The sequence below is a fragment of the Ruegeria sp. C2 genome, from assembly GCF_056537765.1.
In genome coordinates, this window is sequence record NZ_JBQFRZ010000001.1 from 1,415,111 (window position 1) to 1,434,063 (window position 18,953).

An 18,953-nucleotide genomic window follows, 5' to 3' on the forward strand; every position below is an offset into this window, starting at 1 on the left:
ATGCACACACCTCCGCTGCCCCTGACCCGCGATCTGGTTCTGATAGGCGGAGGCCACACGCATGCGCTGCTGCTGCGAAAATGGGGCATGAACCCGCTGCCCGGCGCGCGGGTGACGGTGATCAATCCTGGCCCCACCGCGCCCTACTCCGGGATGCTGCCCGGCTTTGTCGCTGGTCACTACGAGCGTGGGAAATTGGATATCGATCTGGTCAGGCTCGCGCGTTTCGCTGGTGCGCGTGTCATTCTGGGCGCGGTCAACGGTATTGATCCCGTCATGCAGGAAGTTCACGTACCCGGGCGCGCCCCGGTCGCCTTTGACGTCGCTTCGGTGAATGTGGGGATCACATCCGACATGCCCGCCCTGCCCGGTTTTGCGGAACACGCGGTTCCGGCCAAACCGCTGGGGCCGTTCGCTGCGCAATGGGCCGCGTATCTGGCAGGCTCCGGCCCTGCATCGGTCGCAGTGATTGGCGGAGGGGTTGCTGGCGTCGAACTCGTAATGGCCATGGCGCATGCGCTGCGCAGTAAAGGACGCACCGCGCAGGTAACGCTGATCGACAATGCCACCGCCCTGACCGCAACGGTTCCGAAAGCTGCTGCCACGATCCGACAAGCGATGGCGCAACTGGGTATCGAGGTTCTGGAGCACAGCGCAATCAAGCAGATATCAGCTGGACAGGTCGAGCTAACCGATGGCCGGGAAATACCCGCTGATTTCATAACTGGGGCCGCTGGTGCGCGGCCCTATGAATGGATGGCCGAGAGCGGTCTGGACCTTCACGAAAGTTACATTCGCGTCAACGGCTATCTGCAGTCCAGCGATCCTGTGATCTTCGCCGCTGGCGATTGCGCGCACCTCTCTGACAACCCGCGACCCAAGGCCGGGGTCTATGCCGTGCGCGAGGCGCCTGTGCTGTTTGACAATCTCAGGGCGGCCCTGGGCGCTGGCCGGATGCGCCGATACACGCCGCAGAAAGATTATCTGAAGCTGATCTCGCTGGGCGGCAAGTCGGCACTGGCCGAGCGTTTAGGCACCTCGTTCAGCGGCCCGCTGATGTGGAAATGGAAAAACCACATCGATCAAAGTTTTATGAACCGTTTCCGCGATTTACCGCAGATGCAGCCCCCCGCTCTGCCTCGGCTTCATACTGCGGGAATGCAAGAAGCCTTGGGTGAAAAACCTATGTGCGGTGGCTGTGGAGCCAAGGTGGGACGCGGCGCATTGCAAACCGTGCTTCAGAACCTGCCAGCGCCTGATCGGCCAGACGTGACCCCTCTGCCCGGTGACGACGCAGCGTTGATCACAACGGGCGGTGCGCGGCAGGTCATGACCTCGGACCATCTACGCAGCTTCACCGAAGACCCAGCGCTGATGACCCGGATTGCCGCCGTCCATGCGCTTGGCGATATATGGGCTATGGGCGCGCAACCGCAGGCCACAACCGCAACGATCATCCTGCCCCGCATGTCGGCAGAGCTGCAGCAGCGGACGATGGCCGAAATCATGACAACCGCCACCGAGGTTATGCGCGAAGCCGGGGCCGAGATCGTCGGCGGCCACAGCTCGATGGGTGATGAGATGACCATCGGATTCACTTTGACCGGCCTGTGTGACGCCGATCCGATCACCCTGAACGGCGCGAAGCCCGGCGACGCGTTGATTCTGACCAAACCTCTCGGCAGCGGTGTTCTGATGGCCGCCGAAATGGCCGGTCAGGCCGATGGTGCTTGGGTCGCTGCAGCCTTCGCACAAATGGTCCAGCCGCAAGGGGATGCCTCGCGCTTGTTGCGTAATGCACATGCGATGACAGATATCACCGGCTTTGGTCTGGCCGGCCATTTGCACGGCATGTGCGAGGCATCCGGCTGCGGGGCGACGTTGAATCTTAGCGCAATCCCCGTGATGCAAGGTGCGTTGAAACTGAGCGAGCGAGGCATCCGTTCGACCCTCTATCCCGACAACCGCATGATAACTCCGGATCTGCCCAGCGGTGGTAAAGCCGATCTGCTGTATGACCCGCAAACCGCCGGGGGCCTACTGGCGGCCGTCCCAGCCGATCAGGCTGAATCCCTTTGCTCTGATTTGAAAGCCGCAGGCTATCCGGCAGTGATCATCGGGCGCTTGGATCGGGAATCCGGGTTACGACTTCAAAGCTGATCCAGCACCATCGCGATCCTTTCAGCCGTAGCCGAAAGGCCTTTGTCATCCAATGTCGGAGCTTCGACTTCTGCAAGAAGATCAGCCGACCGGGTCCGGCGGGATTTGGCATAAGCCGGGTCATAATGCTGCTCCATCAAAGCCCGGGTCAGCCCCGGTTTGTCGCCTGCATCGATCAGGGCCATCCACCCATCGACGACTTCGTGACCACGATGAAAACGCAAGGGTGAAAGGCGATCCCGCAGTCGCTCAGTATCTGACAGGATGTCGTCATAAGCGCGAACCAGATACGCGGTCCGGGCCACGATGGAAGCAGTAACCTGAACACGAGGCGCGGCACGCAACGCCGCCCAGACTGAGGGTGGCAGGATCAAAGTACCGATCTTGGATGATTCTGCCTCAAGCACCACAGGCCGGTTTGCATCCAGCTTGCACAAGGCCGCAGCCAGCGCGGATTCGAAAGCCTTCTGGCCAGGCTGACCGCCCGGCATTTCACCGAGCAGAGAACCCCGATGATTGGCCAGCCCTTCAAGATCCAGCACCTGCACACCCCGGGCCTGCAGATGCGCCAGAAGCTCAGTTTTGGCAGTGCCGGTATAGCCATCCAGCGCCACAAATCGGTGCGGCAATGGGTCGTCGTAGAGATACCGTTTCACCAACCGGCGATAGGTGCGATAGCCACCTTCGACCACCTCAGCTCGCCAGCCGATCTGTTGCAACATCCAGGCAAACGAGCCCGAACGTTGACCCCCGCGCCAGCAATAGACCAGCGGCCGCCAGTCGCCTTCGTGGTGGCTCAGGCTGTTTTCAACATGCGCTGCGGCATTTCGAAAGACCAGCGCGGCACCAAGCTTACGCGCCAGAAACGGGCTTTGCTGCACATAGATCGTGCCAACCTGAGCACGTTCTTCATTGTCGAGAACCGGCAGGTTGATGGCGCCGGGCAGATGATCTTCGGCAAATTCCGCCGGGCTGCGTACGTCGATGATATCGTCGAACGCATGGTCGTAAAGCTGCGGCAGATCAGAGAAATTCAACGCCATGTCAGTGGTCTAGCCTGAGCATTGGCGAAAGGAAAGACGGTGAGCCGATTGCATGTCTGTGGAAGGGATGTTGCAAACCGACCATGCATCGATAATGAACCAGTAGAACTGGTTTCGTAATGACACAGGGCAGGCGCGCTCAGATGGCACAACAAAATGTAAAAACCCTCAAGAGCAAAGCGCTGAGCGATATTGAAGCGGGCAAGCTGCCACAAGCCCTGAAGAAGGCGCAGTTGGGGATCAAGAAATTCCCCAAAGACCCAGCCTATCACGCAATTGCGGGTTTCGTGTTGACCGAAATGAAGCGATATGCCCAAGCCATCCCACATTTTGCAGAGGCTTCGCGGAAAAAACCCGACGATCCGCAGTTCGTCGAAAATCTGGCAAACGCACTGATGCAAACAGGTCAGACACTGCGTGCGCTGCTCTATGCCGAGAAAAAGCTCAAGCAATTTCCGAACAACAAGGAATTGAACCGCGTCATCGACGAAATTCAGCTGAAAGGCCAGAACTGGCGGTCGATCGTTGAGCACGCCACGCAACGGTTGGAGAAAGATCCAGACAATGCCGATCTGTTGTCAGCCCGTGCCCGCGCCTATGGGCATATCGGTTTTGTCGATCAAAGCTCGAACGATATATCGCGAGCCTATGAGTTAGAACCGCGCAATGAAGAAATCGCACTTGGAAAAGCGGATGACCTATACCGCAATGGAGAGACAGAAGCCGCGACCGCCATTGTTCAGACGGTGTTCGAGGCCAATCCGCTATGCGCCCCGGCACTTTATCAACTGTCCAGATCAGTCACAAAAGAAGAGGCCGTGCGCCTTTCCGAAAGCATCGACTTTGCCATCGCCAAAAGTGACCACAACGATTCGATGCTTGAATTTGCCAAGGCTCAGGTCATCAGGCGCAGCAAAGGTTTGGCTGCAGCCCTACCGCAGTTCGCACGAGCCAATCAGATGCAGCATGAAGCCGACCCGTATCGCTCTGCCCATGAGGAACATAAATATCAGAATACCTGCAAAATCTTTCCGAAGCGTGAGGCCGTAGAGGCCGCCGAGGATTCTGACACGCCCAAGCCGATCTTCGTGGTCGGTCAGCCCAGGTCCGGCACAACGTTGATGGAAGTGATGCTCAGTACGTCTCCGGGTGTTGTCGGCTGCGGTGAGCTCACGTTAGCCATCGATCTTTCTCGGCCGTTCGTTGAAGACCAGACACCGTTTGATGCAGACGCTGCAGCGGAGTTTGCCCGGGAGTATCTCCGACTGACGCCGCCGCTCCCGCGTGAGCCTGCTGCATTTGTCGACAAGATGCCACATAACTATCAGCGCATTGGTTTCCTGCTATCCGCGTTTCCCAATGCCCGCGTGATCAATATGCTGCGCGACCCCAGAGATGTGGGGCTGTCAAAATGGATCAGGCGGTTCCCAGCTCCGGGCATGCGCTATGCGTCAAACTTTGAGGCAATCGCACATTCCGCCAACCTTTACCGGCGGTACATGACGCATTGGGACAAGGTATTCGGGGATCGTATCCTCACCATCTCGTATGAAGAGCTTGTGTCTGACCCCCATACCAACAGCCAAAAGGTCGCCGCGTTCTGTGACATCGAATGGGATGAGCGGATGATGCATCCCGAAGAAAGCGAGAAGCAGGTCCGCACGGCCAGCGCTGATCAAGTGCGCAAGAAAATCTCGACCAGTTCCATCGGGGGATGGCGCGAGGTTGCAGAACACATTCAACCGATGCTGGACGGGTTCGCCCCCGATCTCTGGCCGGAATACGAGTTCAGCTAAACGACAAAGGCCGCCGATTCAGGCGGCCTCTGTTTTCTGGGGAAACAGATTATTTCTGTTTGATGCGTCCATCCACATAAGGCTGGTAAGGCGCATTCTCAGCCAGATACTCAGCGGTAACATCCGCCAGATCGGGTCCGAAATCATAGGCGTTCTTGTCGTCGCCCGAGAACACGGAATATCCGTCCCCACCATTGCGGACATAGTTGTTGGTCACCACCAGATAGGTCGCAGCCGGATCAATCGGTTCAAAGCCACCGTCCTTGGCAACCATGACTTCGGTTATACGACCCTCATTCGGAGCGACCGAGGGGTCCCACGTGAAGGACATGCCCGCCACCTGAGGGAAGCGGCCTTTGACCTCTTCAACCTGGCTCACACCGTTTTCCAACGCGTCAATGACACCCTGGCCGCTGATCTCGAAGGTCGAGAGCGTGTTCTGGAACGGCAGAACCGTCAGCACCTCGCCCATGGTCACCTCGCCTTCGTCGATCGAGGCACGCAGGCCGCCCGCATTTGCAATCGCAATCTGTGCACCCTGATCCGCCACACGCGCGAGCATCGCGTCCGCAACCAGATTGCCCATCTCACATTCCTGCACGCGGCAGATATCGCGAGAGCCCTCGATCGCAGCGGCAGAATTGGCCACGACGCGCTGCTTCATCTCTTCAATGGGGGCACCCATCTCCGCGACACGCGCCGCGATATCTGCGTCCGGGGTGACCGAGGCATCCAGCAGGATCGGCTCACCTTCTGCCGAAATCAGGTTGCCGTCGTCGTCAAAGGTCAGCGTGATTTCGCCCAGATACTTCGAATAGGCATAGGCCTGAACAACCGGGACATCGCCGACCATCGTCGGATAAGCGCCTGCTGCGTCCTCATCCGTGTTCGACAGCAACGTGTGCGAGTGCCCGCCAACCACCAGATCCAGACCCGGTACTTTCTCTGCGATCTCGATATCTTTGGCCAGACCAACGTGGTTGAGGGCAATGATGATGTTCACACCCTCGTCCTGCAGCGCTGCGACATCGGCCGAAAGGCTGTCGATCTCATCCTGGAAAACGACATCTTTGCCCGGGCTGGAGGTTTCGACCGTATCTGTAGCCAGTGCTGAAATGATGCCTATTTTTTGGCCACCAACATCCAAAACAACGTGGTTATCCACCTTGCCTTTCAACTCAGTCGACGATGACAGGTCCAAGTTGCCCGAGATCACGGGGAAACTGACCGTATCAATGAAAGCCGCCAAGCCTGCGGGGCCGTCGTCGAATTCGTGGTTTCCAACGGCCATCACATCATAACCGATGGCTTCCATAAACTCGGCCTCAGCAGCCCCTTTGTAGGTGGTGTAGAACAGCGAACCCTGGAACGGGTCGCCTGCGTCGAGCAGCAGCACATTCTGACCTGCAAGCTCATCGCGTTTGCCATCCACCATCGTTTTAAGGCGCGCAACGCCGCCAAAGCACTTCCCCTCGGCTTCGTCTTCCGCGTCGCAAGTGGAATCATACTTGTTGATAGATTCGATGCGACTGTGAATGTCGTTGGTGTGCAGAATGGTCAGCTTATATTCAGCCGCCGCCATACCTGCGGTCAGGCCGAGCACTGCAGCCGATGCAAGAAATCGGGTAAACATCTGAAACTCCCTATTAGTGATTACATAGATCGTGCGCCGCGAAGCCAAGAGAGTCAAAGGGGGAAATCCGGCTTGATTCTGCCCGTCACGCGAGGCATCAGGACCTCATGCTGATTTACAAGATTTTCCGCGCCGATGAATGGGTGACCTTGCAGGCAAAAGGAGCCTCGGATGGCGCACCGATTGATGTGACGGATGGGTTCGTCCATTTCTCGACCGCCGCGCAGGCGGCTGAGACAGCAGCCAAGCACTTTGCCGGTGTCGAAGGCCTGACCCTTCTGGCTTGTGATGCGGACGCCATGGGCGATGATCTGAAGTGGGAGGTATCGCGTGGCGGCGCGCTGTTTCCCCATCTCTACCGTCAGATTCGCCTGTCCGACGTGATCTGGTCGCGTGACCTGCCCTTCGATGGAACGGCTCATCAGTTTCCGGAGGAGATGGCATGACCCACTTCATCGATCCCGAGCGCGAACAATTCGAAGCTTTCAAGAACCTCAATCGGGACCATCCGATCGAGATGCTCAATCTGGTGAAATTCCGTGAAACGTCAGATTACCCATCCGACCACCCGCTGGCCAACGCCGGCCTGACCGGCGCACAGGCCTATCGCAACTATGGGTCCGAGACCGTGCCCATCATTGCACGCATTGGTGCTTCGATACTCTGGCGCGGTGCGTTTCAGACAACGTTGATCGGACCGAAGGATGAGGCGTGGGACGAGGTATTCATCGCCCGCTATCCCACCGCCCATGCGTTTCTGGAAATGGTGACGGACCCCATCTATCGCGCTGCGGTGATACACCGGCAGGCAGCTGTTGAAACCTCGCGCCTGATCCGCTGCGCGCCGACAGAAGGTGGAGCTTCCTTCGGATGAAACTGACCGAGAAACTGGGGCTGGCAGCCCTGCATCGCCTTGACCCTGAAACCGCGCATGGGCTGTCGATCAAGGCTCTGACTTCGGGGCTTGCGCCAACACCTGGGCCTGTCACATCAGACAGGCTGAAAACCCAAGTCGCAGGTCTGGAATTGCCGAACCCGGTGGGTCTGGCCGCAGGGTTCGACAAGAACGGTGAGGCGCTGGAGCCACTCTCGCGTGTCGGTTTCGGGTTTATCGAAGTGGGTGCAGTGACCCCGCGGCCCCAGCCCGGCAACCCGAAACCACGACTGTTCCGTCTGTCAGAAGATCGTGCAGCCATCAACCGCTTTGGCTTCAATAACGAGGGGATGGAAGTCATGGCCGAGCGTCTGGCCCACCGCCCCAAGAACGCGGTGATCGGACTGAACCTCGGTGCGAACAAAGACAGTGATGATCGACCCGGAGACTTTGCCAAGGTGCTCGCCCGTTGCGCGGCGCATCTGGATTTTGCCACCGTCAACGTGTCATCGCCCAACACCGAAAAGCTGAGGGATCTGCAGGGCAAAGCGGCGTTGAGCGCTTTGCTGAGCGGTGTAATCGAGACGCGCGATGCCCTGCCCCGCCCGATCCCGATCTTCCTGAAGATCGCGCCGGACCTGACCGAGGCCGAGTTGCAGGACATTGCCGATGTCGCCCGAGAAACCGGTGTGGACGCGGTGATTGCCACCAACACCACACTGTCGCGCGACGGGTTGCGCAGCGCGCACAGGGATCAGGCAGGAGGTTTATCCGGCGCGCCCTTGTTCGAGAAATCAACCCGCGTGCTGGCACAGCTTAGCCAGTTGACCAACGGAGAAATCCCTTTGATCGGGGTTGGCGGCATCAGCACACCCGAGCAAGCCTATGCCAAAATCTGCGCAGGGGCTTCTGCGGTGCAGTTCTACACCGCGATGGTCTATGGCGGCATCTCTCTGGCCTCTGATATCCCGGAAGGTCTGGACGCATTGCTGGCACGCGACGGATTCACCTCGGTCGTGCAGGCCGTGGGCAGTAAACGAGAGGACTGGCTATGATCGAATACTGGCACAATCCACGTTGTTCCAAATCGCGCACCGGATTGGCGTTGTTGCAGGAAAACGGTGCCCAGCCTGAGGTGCGTAAGTATCTTGAAGATGCGCCCTCGGTCGATGAAATCCGGGCGGTTCTGTCGAAACTGGGTGTTCCGGCGATCAACATGATGCGGACCGGTGAGAAGGCATTTAAAGAGCTGGGCCTGACCAGAACCTCACCCGATGAGGCGCTGATCCAGGCCATGGCCAACCACCCGATCCTGATTGAGCGCCCTCTGGCCATCGCGGGTGACAAAGCAGCGATCGGACGTCCGCCCGAAAAACTGTTGGACCTGCTCTAGGCGATCTGTGCCTCTAGTCTGGGATAGCGCCATCCAAGCGTGATGCCGCGTGCGATGTTCAAAACCATCAGCGCGGCCCAGAGCCCGTGATTGCCCATCATCGGCACGAGTACAAACAACCCCACCACGTAAAGCGCGACTGACTGGATCATTGCGTTGCGCATGTCGCGAGTCCATGTGGCACCGATATAGATGCCGTCGAACATCCAGCTTGCTACCCCGATCACAGGGGCGAGCGCAGCCCAGAACAGGAACTCACGCGCGGCGCTCCGCACTTCGGGCGAGGTCGACATCAGGTCAATCAGTGCAGGCCCTGCCAGATAGAACACCACCCCCAGCGCAACAGCCCCGCCAACGCCCCATTGCGAGGCCATGACCGATGCGCGCCTGACCTGGAGGCGATCCCGCGCACCGACGGCACCCCCAACCAACGCCTCGGCGGAGAAAGCAAAACCGTCCAACGCAAAGGCAGTGATTTCCAGAAACTGCAGCAGCACTTGGTTGGCCGCCAGATTTACGTCCCCGAGATCTGAGCCAACGAACAGAAACGTTGTGAAGGCTCCGGTCAGCAGAACCGAGCGCACCATGATATCGCCATTCACCTGCATCATCCGACGTAAGCGGCTGGCGTCAAAAATGCGCGGCCAGTCCCGCCATTGCTTGCCGCCAAATGCCTCACCACACAGCCACAGCCCCAGCGCAAGGCCGGTCCATTCCGCGATCAGGGTGGCAATGGCGACGCCCTCGACGCCCCAGCCGAGGCCGAGCACGAACCACAGATCCAGCACGATATTCAGCCCATTCATCCAGACCTGCAGGATGAACACGCCGCGCGTCCGCTCGACTGCGATCAGCCAGCCTGTCACCGCGTATAAGGCAATGGTGGCGGGCGCGCCCCAGATGCGAATTTCCAGATAGGCGCGGGTCAGCGCCTCGACCTCGGCGCTGGCAGGGGACAATGCAAAGGCCCCAAGAAACACCCAGACCTGAGTTGCAATGAAGAACAGCCCCGCCGTGCCGCCCAGCAACAGGCCGCGCATCAGCAACGCTCCGGATTCGGCAGTATCACCGGCCCCGCGCGCTTGCGCGGCCAACCCGGTGGTGCCCATGCGCAGGAAACCGAAAATCCAGTAGATGGTGGACAGGATCACCGCGCCCATACCGACCGCCCCGATCGGAGCCGCCTGCCCCATCTGGCCAACAACGCCTGTATCGACCGCCCCGAGGATCGGCACTGTCGCATTCGACAGCACGATCGGCAACGCAATCTTCAGAACGCGCCGATGGGTGATGGGCGCGGTCGCGTCCTCCACGCTTATGCCTTTGTCGAAGGCTGTGGCATCAGGAAATGCCCTGTGCCTTGTGCAAACAGCTTGGCATGGTTGTCCTGCCAGGCCTCAACCCGGACCGAGGCATAGCGCCGCCCCGAGCGGTTGATGAACGCACGCGCATAGGCGTCTCGCGGCAGGCCCGAGCGCAGATAATCGACGGTGAAATCTATGGTCTTGGGAAAGCGGATGTTTTCGTCGGTCAGAATATCCTCTGCACCGATTTCACCGCTTTCGATCCTAGGAAACATATGCTCCCAACTCAGCGTTATCACGGCGGTGACTTCCAGAAAGGCCGCGGTCACGCCGCCATGGATGGCGGGCAGAAAGGGATTGCCGATCAGCTTTTCATCGAAATTCAGCACACCTGTCAGTTCATCGCCGCGCCGATCAAAGGTGATGTTGAGGAACCGGATATACGGCACTCCCTCAACCAGCGCCGTCAAAGCGGCATCGCGGCGTTGTTTGACCACCTGTACGGGTTCGGGACGAGGTCGTGCCATCTCAGCGCCCCTCCACGGTGAAGGCACCCGAGGCGGTTGCAACGGGGCGTTCGTTATCGTCATCCGTCGCCGTTGCCCGGACAAAGGCGACGTTGCGTGTGATGTGGTAGCAGGTGGCGCGGGTTCGGATATTTTGCCCCGGTGTTGCGGCCCGCATGTAGTCGATGCGCAAATCGATGGTCGCCGTCCCGCCAGGGGCCGAGGGGTGGCTCATCACTGCGGCACCGCAACAGGTATCCAGCATGGCCGACACAGCCCCGCCATGGATCACGCCGGTCCGCGGGTCGCCGATCAGTTGCTCGTTATAAGGCATCGAGATTTCGGCCTCACCTTCTCCGATATGGGTCAGATCAAGCCCAAGGGCCTTGGCGTGCGGGATCGCCTCGATGAACTGGCGCGCTAAAACTGTCTTGTCGACCATGGGGTTGGGTCCTGTCCTTGTGTTGACCCTTTATGGGCCTGCGTTTGCGCCAAGGGCAAGCCCGCCTGTTGCGCTTACGGCAACGACGCCCTAGGTTGCAGCCAAGGAGACCCGGAATGTCCGACACCCGTTTGTCATTCAAAGAAATGTGCGCCGAGTTCGACGTGACCCCGCGCACCCTGCGCTATTACGAATACATCGAATTGCTGCAGCCTGACCGTGAAGGCAGGTCGCGGTTCTATGGGCCTCGTGAATGCGCCCGGATGAAACTAATCATGCGTGGTCGTAAGTTTGGATTTCCTCTGGAGGAGATCCGGCAGTGGCTGCTGATCTACGAAGATCAGGGCAATCAGGCGCAGATGGCTACCTTTATCGAGATGGCGGATCGGCAGATGGAAGAGCTGCGTCAGCAACGCGCGCAACTGGATGAGGCGATGGATGCGCTGAAACAGTTGCGCGATCAGACCGTAGAACTACTGAAATAGCCCCTTCCCCTACGGCAAGATAATTGCCGAAATCTGCGCTTACGCGACCGGATGTTACGTCAACCTTTTTGTGACGCAGCGTCCGCATTACGTAAACGTCACTTGTGTGTTGTAAAACGCCCATCGACTGCGCAACTCAGAATGCATGACGCCAGTGATGAGAGTTTGAACCATGACCGAAGATCTACTGACCATCCGCGAAATGTGCGAGACCTATGATGTCACGCCCCGCACTTTGCGGTTCTACGAGGCCAAAGAGCTTTTGTTTCCGATCCGCGAAGGCCAAAAACGCCTGTTCACCAAACGAGACCGTGCGCGCCTGAAACTGATCCTGCGCGGCAAGCGCTTTGGCTTCAGCCTCGAAGAAATCCGCCAGCTTCTGGACCTGTATCACGTGGGTGACCAGCAGCTGACACAGATGTCCCGCACTTATGAAATCGCGTGCGAGCGTCTGGCAGACATGGAATCGCGTCGCGAAGAGCTGACACAGGCCATCGACGAACTGAAAGAGCAGTTGCGCTGGGGCGAAAAGGTTATCGCCTCGATGAAACAGGAAAAGAAGGCGGCCGAATAAACCCGCCTCCGGACATATGAATTAAGGGAGCTTCACATGCCCGTCTACAACGCGCCAACCAAAGAAATGCAGTTCATCCTGCACGACGTTCTGAAAGTCTCGCAGTCGGACATCCCCGGCTATGACGAACTGGAGGCCGAGTTTACCGGCGCGGTTCTGGAAGAGGCTGGCAAAGTGGCCACCAATGTACTGCACCCGCTGAACGTCGTCGGCGACACCGAAGGGTGCCGGTTGGAAAACGGGATTGTGTACACCCCTACCGGGTTCAAAGACGCCTTCGAGCAGATGAAGGAAGGCGGCTGGACTGGTCTCGACATGCCGGAAGAGTATGGCGGCCAGAACATGCCCTACGTGATCGGTACTGCAGTGGGTGAGATGTTCTCGGGCTCCAATCAGGCCTTCACCATGTATCAGGGCCTGACCCACGGCGCGGCCTCGGCGATCCTGGCGCACGGCACCGACGAGCAGAAGAACACTTACCTGCCCAACATGGTCAGCTGTGAATGGACCGGCACCATGAACCTGACCGAGCCGCATTGTGGCACCGACCTGGGCCTGATGCGCACCAAGGCGGAACCGCAGGGCGATGGTAGCTATAAGGTTTCCGGTCAGAAGATCTTTATCTCGGCTGGCGACCACGACATGGCCGACAACATCATCCACTTGGTGCTGGCGAAAATCCCAGGTGGCCCCGAAGGCATCAAGGGCGTGTCGCTGTTCATCGTACCCAAGTTCATCGTGAACGAAGACGGCTCCCCGGGTGAGCGGAACGGCGTTTCGGTTGGCAAGATCGAAGAAAAGATGGGCATCCACGGCAACTCGACCTGTGTCATGAACTATGATGAGGCAACTGGTTGGCTGCTGGGTGACGAACACAAAGGCATGCGCGCCATGTTCACAATGATGAACGAAGCGCGTCTTGGTGTGGGCATGCAAGGCCTGTCGCAGGCCGAAGCTGCGTATCAGAACGCTGTTGAATACGCCAAGGATCGCCTACAGGGCCGCGACGTAACAGGTGTGAAGAACCCGGATGGCCCCGCCGACCCGCTGATCGTTCACCCGGATATCCGCCGCAACCTGATGGATCAGAAAAGCTTCACCGAGGGCGCACGCGCGTTCATCTTGTGGGGTGCGACCATGATCGACAAGGCGCACCGCTCGGGTGACAAAGACGCAGACGGGCTGATCTCGCTGCTGACACCGGTCATCAAGGGCTTCCTGACGGACGAAGGTTACGACATGACCGTTCAGGCGCAGCAGGTCTACGGCGGCCATGGCTACATCGAAGAGTGGGGTATGTCGCAATACACCCGCGATGCCCGTATCGCGATGATCTACGAAGGCGCAAACGGCGTTCAGGCGCTGGATCTGGTGGGTCGTAAACTGGCGCAGGATGGCGGTAAGCACGTCATGGCGTTCTTCGAAATGGTCAAAACCTTCTGCAAGGAAAACGCAGGTCAGAACGAAGCGTATGACAAAGCCTTCATCGAACCGCTGAAAGCTGCGTCGAAAGACCTGCAAGCAGCTGGCATGTACTTCATGCAAGAAGGCATGAAGAACCCGAACAACGCTCTGTCCGGGTCCTATGACTTCATGCACATGTTCGGCCATGTTTGCCTGGGCCTGATGTGGGCGCAGATGGCAAAAGCCGCACAAGAAGCGCTGGACGGTGGGGCCTCGGACAAAGAGTTCTACGAGACCAAGATCACCACTGGCCGTTTCTACATGGCGCGCCGCCTGCCCGCGACAGCGATGCATCTGGCCCGCATTCAGACCGGCGCAGACATGGTGATGGCACTGGACGCGGCGAACTTCTGATCTCAGTCTGGGTTCGGGCGATATTGCCCGAGCCCAATCCCGGAGGAGACAAGATGCCAAAACGCTTTCGCCTGACCCGCCGATTTCCCGTCGCCATGACCGAGGACGGCTACCGCAAACTCCGCGGCTTCGCCCGTGAGGCAGGGTTGGATGAAGGCGAAGCGCTGTCTTTTCTGTTCGAGAACTTCAACAGCGTCATTGATGAGGACAACCTGATCCATCGGTTGCGCCTCTTCAATTCCGAGTTGGAGGCACGCAAGCGCTAGGCACCAAGGCCGGTAAGCTTGGGCGGACAATGCACAATGCGCCACGGGAGGGGCGATCGCATGACTATTAAACTGCACTGCTTCGGTGAAAGCGGCAATTCGTACAAAGCTGCTCTGGCGCTCGAAATGTCGGGACTTGATTGGGAGCCAGTCTTCGTGGATTTCTTCAAGGGCGTCACCCGCAGCCCCGAGTTCCGCTCGGACGTCAACGTGATGGGCGAAGCGCCTTTCCTGATCGATGGTGATTTCAAGACCTCCCAATCTGGCGCCATTCAGGCTTATGTCACCGAGAAGTCGGGTAAGTTCGGCGGTAAGACACGGGAAGAAAACTACGACATCCTGCGCTGGGTGCTGTGGGACAATCACAAGCTCAGCTCAAACGCGGGGATGACCCGATTCTTGTGCAACTTCCTGCCCGAAGAACACCGCAATGCGGATGTGATTGCCTTCAACCAAGGCCGCCTGAAAGCGGCCTATGATGTTCTGAATACCCACCTTGAGGGCCGCGACTGGATCGTTGGGGACGGCGTGACCAACGCCGATCTCAGCTGCTGCGGCTACCTCTACTACCCCGAACCATTCGGCTTTGACCGTGCCGACTGGCCCAACATCGACGCCTGGCTGACGCGCCTCAGCGAACAGCCCGGCTGGAAACACCCCTACGACCTGATGCCCGGCAACCCGTCGGATCGAGCTTAAGGAGAAGACCCCATGACCGAAGCCTATATCTATGACGCCCTGCGCACTCCGCGCGGCAAGGGCCGCAAGGATGGCAGCCTGCACGAGGTAACCTCGGTGCGCCTGTCCGCCCTGACCCTGAACGCGATGAAAGAGCGCAACAACCTGGAAGGTCACGCCGTTGAGGATGTGATCTGGGGCAACGTCACGCAGGTGATGGAGCAAGGCGGCTGTCTGGCACGCTCGGCGGTTTTGGCTTCTGACCTCGACCAATCGATCCCCGGTCTGGCGATCAACCGGTTCTGCGCGAGCGGAATGGAAGCCGTGAACCTGGCCGCGAACCAAGTCAAAGGCGGCGCAGGCGAAGCCTATATCGCGGGCGGCGTTGAAATGATGGGCCGCGTGGCCATGGGCAGCGATGGTGCCGCGATTGCCGTAGATCCGACGCTGGCAATGGATACCTACTTCGTACCACAAGGCATCTCGGCTGACATTATCGCCACCGAGTATGGTTTCAGCCGCGACGACGCCGATGCGCTGGCCGTTGAATCTCAGAAACGCGCGGCTGCGGCTTGGGAAGATAACCGGTTTGAAAAGTCGGTGATCACCATCAAGGACCAGAACGGCCTGACCATTCTGGACCGTGACGAATACATGCGCCCCGGCACCGACATGCAGAGCCTCGGCGCGTTGAACCCATCTTTCCAGATGATGGGTGAGCAGATGCCCGGCTTCGACAAAGTCGCGATGCTGAAATACCCGCATCTGGAGCGGATCAACCACATCCACCACGCAGGCAACAGCTCGGGCATCGTGGACGGCTCAGCCGCTGTTCTGATCGGCAACAAGGAATTCGGTGAGAAATACGGCCTCAAGCCGCGCGCCCGCATCAAGGCGACCGCCAAGATCGGCACCGACCCGACAATCATGCTAACCGGCCCAGTTCCGGTGACCGAGAAGATCCTTGCCGACAACGGCATGAAGATCAGCGATCTGGACCTGTTCGAAGTGAACGAAGCCTTCGCATCGGTCGTGCTGCGTTTCCAGCAGGCGTTCGATGTGGACCCTGCGTTGGTCAACGTGAACGGCGGCTCCATCGCGATGGGCCACCCGCTGGGTGCAACCGGTGCGATGATCATCGGCACCCTGCTGGATGAGCTGGAACGTCAGGACAAGGAAACCGGTTTGGCTACGCTCTGCATCGCGTCCGGCATGGGTGCAGCAACGATCATCGAGCGCGTCTGATGCCCAAGCTGGACCTTTCGCAAATCCCGTTCCGGGGGGGCTCGTCCTATCCCGGAAAACTGGCAGAAGTGGTTGGAGGCCGTTTCAACCAAGGCGTCGGAGATGCCGGCGGGCTGACCCAATTCGGCGTCAACATCGTACGGTTGGAACCGCAGGCTCTGTCCTCGCTGCGCCACTACCACATGGAGCAGGACGAGTTTGCCATTATGCTCAGCGGCAAATGCGTGCTGATCGATGACGATGGTGAGCATGAGATGCTGCCCGGTGACTGCGCCGCATGGCCTGCGGGTGAGGCCAATGGCCATCACCTTGTGAACAAGACCGATGCGCCCGCGACCTTTCTGGTGGTAGGCACACGGACCCCGACCGAGACCGGCTATTACAGCGACATAGACATGATGGTGAAGGATGATGAGAACGGATTCTCCTTCACCCGGAAAGACGGCAGCCCGCTGACGGCTGACCAGATTGGAGATGACAATGACTGATTTCACTCTGAGCAAAGACGCAGACGGCGTCGCCTTCATCACCTGGGATGTTCCGGGCAAATCCATGAACGTGCTGTCGCGCGAGGCGTTCACTCTGGTCGGCGAACTGATCGATCAGGCGCTGGCGGATGATGAGATCAAAGGTATCGTCATCACCAGCGGCAAGGAAGGCTCGTTTGCGGGCGGCATGGACCTCAGCACACTGGCCACGATCCGCCAGGAAGCTGGTGACGAACCCGCGCAGGCTCTGTTCGATTTCGTCATGAGCGGTCACAACATCCTCCGCCGGCTGGAGCTGGCGGGCATGGACCCCAAGTCGAAAAAAGGCGGCAAACCGGTCGCGTGCGCGATCAACGGCACATGCGCCGGGATCGGGACTGAAATCGCGCTGGCCTGTCATCACCGCGTCATGACTTCAAATCCAAAGGCCAAGATCGGCCTGCCCGAGATTCTGCTGGGTATCTTCCCCGGCGGCGGCGGCACCATGCGTTTCAGTCGTATGGTCGGCGCAATGGCGGCGGCTCCGGTGTTGCTGGAGGGCAAGATGATGGACCCGAAAAAAGCCAAAGGCGCACAACTGATCGACGCGGTTGCGGATGATCCGGTCGCGGCGGCGAAAGAATGGGTTCTGAACGCCAAGGATGCCGATCTGGTCAAACCTTGGGACGCGAAGGGCTACAAGATGCCCGGCGGCGCACCCTACCACCCAGCTGGCTTCATGACCTTCGTTGGTGCGAACGCGATGGTGAACGGCAAAACCCAAGGAGCATTCCCGGCAGCCAAAGCTCTGCTGAGTTCGATCTACGAAGGCGCGCTGGTCGATTTCGACACCGCCCTGAAGATCGAGGCGCGCTGGTTTACCAATGTGCTGATGAACCCATCCTCATCTGCGATGATCCGGTCACTGTTCCTGAACAAGGAAGCGCTGGAGAAAGGCGCAGTGCGGCCCAAGGATGTGCCCGATCAGCGGGTCAAGAAGATCGGTGTTTTGGGCGCAGGTATGATGGGTGCGGGTATCGCTCTGGTGTCGGCACAGGCTGGTATGGAAGTCGTTCTAATCGACCGTGATCAGGAAGCTGCCGACAAGGGCAAGGCCTATAGCGAAAGCTACATGGACAAGGGCATCAAACGCGGCAAAGCCACCGCTGAGAAGAAAGAGGCCCTGCTGGCCCGCATCACAGCGACCCCTGATCTGGAGCATCTGAAAGGCTGCGACCTGATCATCGAAGCCGTGTTCGAGGATCCCGGTGTAAAGGCCGAAATGACCAAGAAAGTCGAGGCGATCATCCCCGAGGATTGCATCTTTGCCTCGAACACCTCGACCCTGCCGATCACCGATCTGGCGAAAGCCTCGGTGCGGCCCGAGCAGTTCATCGGCATCCACTTCTTCTCACCTGTTGAAAAGATGTTCCTGGTCGAGATCATCAAGGGCAAGGAAACCGGTGATCGTGCGGTTGCTAAGGCTCTGGACTATGTGCGCCAGATTCGAAAGACGCCGATCGTGGTCAACGATGCACGCTTCTTCTACGCCAACCGCTGCATCATCCCGTACATCAACGAAGGCGCGCGCATGATCACCGAGGGCGTCAGCCCCGTACTGGTCGACAATGCCGCGCGCCAGTTGGGTTTCCCGGTCGGGCCGATCCAGTTGACGGATGAGACCTCGATCGATCTGGGTGCCAAGATCGCACGCGCGACCAAGGCGGCAATGGGCAATGCCTATCCCGAAAGCCCGTCAGACGATCTGATCTTCTGGATGGAGGAACAGGGCCGTCTGGGCCGCAAGGCCAACGCAGGTTTCTTTGACTATGACGACAAGGGCAAGCGCGTCGAATACTGGAAGGGCCTACAAGACAAGTACCCCTTGGCCGAGACGCAGCCCGACCTGATCGAAGTGCAGGAACGTCTGATGTTCGCGCAAGTTCTGGAAGCGGTCCGCGCGCTGGAAGAAGGTGTTCTGGAAGATATCCGCGAAGGCGACGTAGGCGCTATTCTGGGTTGGGGCTTTGCGCCGTGGTCCGGTGGTCCGCTCAGCTGGCTGGACATCATCGGCACGCCTTACGCCGCCGAACGCTGCGATCAGCTGGCCGAGGCCTATGGCGAGCGTTTCGCCTGTCCGCCTCTGCTGCGCGAGATGGCGGAAAAAGGTCAGAGCTTCTATGGCCGCTTCAACCCCGAGGCTCAGGCCGCCTAAACAAGGTGATGCAGGCGCATGAAATCATGCGCCTGCATCTTTCTTTTGAAGTGT

At 59.0% G+C, this 18,953-nt stretch carries 19 protein-coding genes; 14 read left to right on the forward strand and 5 right to left on the reverse strand.

The genetic code is table 11. The features are described from left to right. Positions 1–2,160 (forward strand): selenide, water dikinase SelD, encoded by a 2,160-nt coding sequence (gene selD / locus ACR0IV_RS07200; protein ID WP_480657225.1) that lies wholly within the window; start codon positions 1–3, stop codon positions 2,158–2,160. Here selD and mnmH read toward each other — a convergent pair. After that, positions 2,151–3,203: a tRNA 2-selenouridine(34) synthase MnmH gene (mnmH, locus tag ACR0IV_RS07205; RefSeq protein ID WP_480657224.1), complete on the reverse strand. Its 1,053-nt coding sequence runs from the start codon at positions 3,201–3,203 to the stop codon at positions 2,151–2,153. The two genes, selD and mnmH, sit on opposite strands and share 10 nt — an antisense overlap. 143 nt (positions 3,204–3,346) lie before the next feature. Here mnmH and ACR0IV_RS07210 point away from each other — a divergent pair, with 143 nt between their 5' ends. Then, on the forward strand, positions 3,347–4,999 hold the full coding sequence (locus tag ACR0IV_RS07210; protein ID WP_480657223.1) for a tetratricopeptide repeat-containing sulfotransferase family protein: 1,653 nt from the start codon (positions 3,347–3,349) through the stop codon (positions 4,997–4,999). A gap of 49 nt (positions 5,000–5,048) precedes the next feature. Here ACR0IV_RS07210 and ACR0IV_RS07215 read toward each other — a convergent pair whose 3' ends face one another. Further along, positions 5,049–6,632 (reverse strand): bifunctional metallophosphatase/5'-nucleotidase, encoded by a 1,584-nt coding sequence (locus ACR0IV_RS07215; protein ID WP_480657222.1) that lies wholly within the window; start codon positions 6,630–6,632, stop codon positions 5,049–5,051. Positions 6,633–6,739: 107 nt separating this feature from the next. Here ACR0IV_RS07215 and ACR0IV_RS07220 point away from each other — a divergent pair, with 107 nt between their 5' ends. The 4 genes from ACR0IV_RS07220 to arsC are packed head-to-tail and all read left to right on the forward strand — an operon-like array spanning position 6,740 to position 8,899. Further along, positions 6,740–7,078: a DUF952 domain-containing protein gene (locus tag ACR0IV_RS07220; protein WP_480657221.1), complete on the forward strand. Its 339-nt coding sequence runs from the start codon at positions 6,740–6,742 to the stop codon at positions 7,076–7,078. Beyond that, entirely contained in the window at positions 7,075–7,506 is a 432-nt protein-coding gene (locus tag ACR0IV_RS07225) for a DUF1330 domain-containing protein (protein ID WP_480657220.1), read from the forward strand. Before ACR0IV_RS07220 ends, ACR0IV_RS07225 begins: the two co-directional genes overlap by 4 nt. Continuing rightward, positions 7,503–8,561, forward strand: coding sequence for a quinone-dependent dihydroorotate dehydrogenase (locus ACR0IV_RS07230; RefSeq protein ID WP_480657219.1), 1,059 nt, complete (start codon positions 7,503–7,505; stop codon positions 8,559–8,561). The genes ACR0IV_RS07225 and ACR0IV_RS07230 overlap by 4 nt, the downstream gene beginning before the upstream one ends. Beyond that, a complete protein-coding gene (arsC, locus tag ACR0IV_RS07235) occupies positions 8,558–8,899 on the forward strand; it encodes an arsenate reductase (glutaredoxin) (RefSeq protein ID WP_480657218.1) in 342 nt (113 codons plus the stop codon). Before ACR0IV_RS07230 ends, arsC begins: the two co-directional genes overlap by 4 nt. Here arsC and ACR0IV_RS07240 read toward each other — a convergent pair. Genes ACR0IV_RS07240 through ACR0IV_RS07250 form a run of 3 tightly spaced genes read right to left on the reverse strand, consistent with a single transcriptional unit; the run spans position 8,896 to position 11,151 of the window. Continuing rightward, positions 8,896–10,212: an MATE family efflux transporter gene (locus ACR0IV_RS07240; RefSeq protein WP_480657217.1), complete on the reverse strand. Its 1,317-nt coding sequence runs from the start codon at positions 10,210–10,212 to the stop codon at positions 8,896–8,898. The genes arsC and ACR0IV_RS07240 overlap by 4 nt on opposite strands. Before the next feature lie 2 nt (positions 10,213–10,214). Next, positions 10,215–10,730, reverse strand: a complete 516-nt coding sequence (locus tag ACR0IV_RS07245; RefSeq protein WP_480469307.1) for a PaaI family thioesterase — start codon at positions 10,728–10,730, stop codon at positions 10,215–10,217. A gap of 1 nt (position 10,731) precedes the next feature. Continuing rightward, complete coding sequence (locus ACR0IV_RS07250; RefSeq protein WP_480469306.1) at positions 10,732–11,151, reverse strand: PaaI family thioesterase; 420 nt, start codon at positions 11,149–11,151, stop codon at positions 10,732–10,734. A 116-nt stretch (positions 11,152–11,267) separates the two neighbouring features. On the opposite strand from ACR0IV_RS07250, the gene ACR0IV_RS07255 reads away from it, so the two are divergent. The 8 genes from ACR0IV_RS07255 (at position 11,268) to ACR0IV_RS07290 (ending at position 18,899) form a co-directional block, all read left to right on the forward strand. Further along, entirely contained in the window at positions 11,268–11,636 is a 369-nt protein-coding gene (locus ACR0IV_RS07255) for a MerR family transcriptional regulator (RefSeq protein ID WP_480469305.1), read from the forward strand. A 172-nt stretch (positions 11,637–11,808) separates the two neighbouring features. Next, positions 11,809–12,210 carry a MerR family transcriptional regulator gene (locus ACR0IV_RS07260; protein ID WP_039536426.1) on the forward strand — a complete coding sequence of 134 codons (402 nt, stop codon included), beginning with the start codon at positions 11,809–11,811 and terminating at the stop codon, positions 12,208–12,210. A gap of 36 nt (positions 12,211–12,246) precedes the next feature. After that, positions 12,247–14,028, forward strand: a complete 1,782-nt coding sequence (locus tag ACR0IV_RS07265; protein ID WP_480657215.1) for an acyl-CoA dehydrogenase C-terminal domain-containing protein — start codon at positions 12,247–12,249, stop codon at positions 14,026–14,028. A 53-nt stretch (positions 14,029–14,081) separates the two neighbouring features. Continuing rightward, the gene (locus tag ACR0IV_RS07270; protein ID WP_480657214.1) at positions 14,082–14,294 is read left to right on the forward strand and encodes a hypothetical protein; all 213 of its coding nucleotides are present in this window, start codon (positions 14,082–14,084) and stop codon (positions 14,292–14,294) included. A 60-nt stretch (positions 14,295–14,354) separates the two neighbouring features. Then, a complete protein-coding gene (locus tag ACR0IV_RS07275) occupies positions 14,355–14,993 on the forward strand; it encodes a glutathione S-transferase family protein (protein WP_480657213.1) in 639 nt (212 codons plus the stop codon). Positions 14,994–15,005: 12 nt separating this feature from the next. After that, positions 15,006–16,217 carry an acetyl-CoA C-acetyltransferase gene (locus tag ACR0IV_RS07280; protein ID WP_480469302.1) on the forward strand — a complete coding sequence of 404 codons (1,212 nt, stop codon included), beginning with the start codon at positions 15,006–15,008 and terminating at the stop codon, positions 16,215–16,217. Further along, positions 16,217–16,705 carry a cupin domain-containing protein gene (locus ACR0IV_RS07285; protein WP_480657211.1) on the forward strand — a complete coding sequence of 163 codons (489 nt, stop codon included), beginning with the start codon at positions 16,217–16,219 and terminating at the stop codon, positions 16,703–16,705. Before ACR0IV_RS07280 ends, ACR0IV_RS07285 begins: the two co-directional genes overlap by 1 nt. Next, a complete protein-coding gene (locus ACR0IV_RS07290) occupies positions 16,698–18,899 on the forward strand; it encodes a 3-hydroxyacyl-CoA dehydrogenase NAD-binding domain-containing protein (RefSeq protein ID WP_480657210.1) in 2,202 nt (733 codons plus the stop codon). Before ACR0IV_RS07285 ends, ACR0IV_RS07290 begins: the two co-directional genes overlap by 8 nt. The last annotated feature ends 54 nt before the right edge of the window (positions 18,900–18,953 follow it).

Excerpts from the sequence above, each read along its gene's own strand:
- ACR0IV_RS07285 (WP_480657211.1), top strand. The coding sequence starts at position 16,217 with ATGCCCAAGCTGGACCTTTCGCAAATCCCGTTCCGGGGGGGCTCGTCC.
- ACR0IV_RS07260 (WP_039536426.1), top strand. The coding sequence starts at position 11,809 with ATGACCGAAGATCTACTGACCATCCGCGAAATGTGCGAGACCTATGAT.
- ACR0IV_RS07230 (WP_480657219.1), top strand. The coding sequence starts at position 7,503 with ATGAAACTGACCGAGAAACTGGGGCTGGCAGCCCTGCATCGCCTTGAC.
- ACR0IV_RS07290 (WP_480657210.1), top strand. The coding sequence starts at position 16,698 with ATGACTGATTTCACTCTGAGCAAAGACGCAGACGGCGTCGCCTTCATC.
- ACR0IV_RS07210 (WP_480657223.1), top strand. The coding sequence starts at position 3,347 with ATGGCACAACAAAATGTAAAAACCCTCAAGAGCAAAGCGCTGAGCGAT.
- selD (WP_480657225.1), top strand. The coding sequence starts at position 1 with ATGCACACACCTCCGCTGCCCCTGACCCGCGATCTGGTTCTGATAGGC.
- ACR0IV_RS07220 (WP_480657221.1), top strand. The coding sequence starts at position 6,740 with ATGCTGATTTACAAGATTTTCCGCGCCGATGAATGGGTGACCTTGCAG.
- ACR0IV_RS07215 (WP_480657222.1), bottom strand. The coding sequence starts at position 6,632 with ATGTTTACCCGATTTCTTGCATCGGCTGCAGTGCTCGGCCTGACCGCA.
- ACR0IV_RS07255 (WP_480469305.1), top strand. The coding sequence starts at position 11,268 with ATGTCCGACACCCGTTTGTCATTCAAAGAAATGTGCGCCGAGTTCGAC.
- arsC (WP_480657218.1), top strand. The coding sequence starts at position 8,558 with ATGATCGAATACTGGCACAATCCACGTTGTTCCAAATCGCGCACCGGA.
- ACR0IV_RS07275 (WP_480657213.1), top strand. The coding sequence starts at position 14,355 with ATGACTATTAAACTGCACTGCTTCGGTGAAAGCGGCAATTCGTACAAA.
- ACR0IV_RS07265 (WP_480657215.1), top strand. The coding sequence starts at position 12,247 with ATGCCCGTCTACAACGCGCCAACCAAAGAAATGCAGTTCATCCTGCAC.
- ACR0IV_RS07250 (WP_480469306.1), bottom strand. The coding sequence starts at position 11,151 with ATGGTCGACAAGACAGTTTTAGCGCGCCAGTTCATCGAGGCGATCCCG.
- mnmH (WP_480657224.1), bottom strand. The coding sequence starts at position 3,203 with ATGGCGTTGAATTTCTCTGATCTGCCGCAGCTTTACGACCATGCGTTC.
- ACR0IV_RS07270 (WP_480657214.1), top strand. The coding sequence starts at position 14,082 with ATGCCAAAACGCTTTCGCCTGACCCGCCGATTTCCCGTCGCCATGACC.
- ACR0IV_RS07245 (WP_480469307.1), bottom strand. The coding sequence starts at position 10,730 with ATGGCACGACCTCGTCCCGAACCCGTACAGGTGGTCAAACAACGCCGC.
- ACR0IV_RS07225 (WP_480657220.1), top strand. The coding sequence starts at position 7,075 with ATGACCCACTTCATCGATCCCGAGCGCGAACAATTCGAAGCTTTCAAG.
- ACR0IV_RS07280 (WP_480469302.1), top strand. The coding sequence starts at position 15,006 with ATGACCGAAGCCTATATCTATGACGCCCTGCGCACTCCGCGCGGCAAG.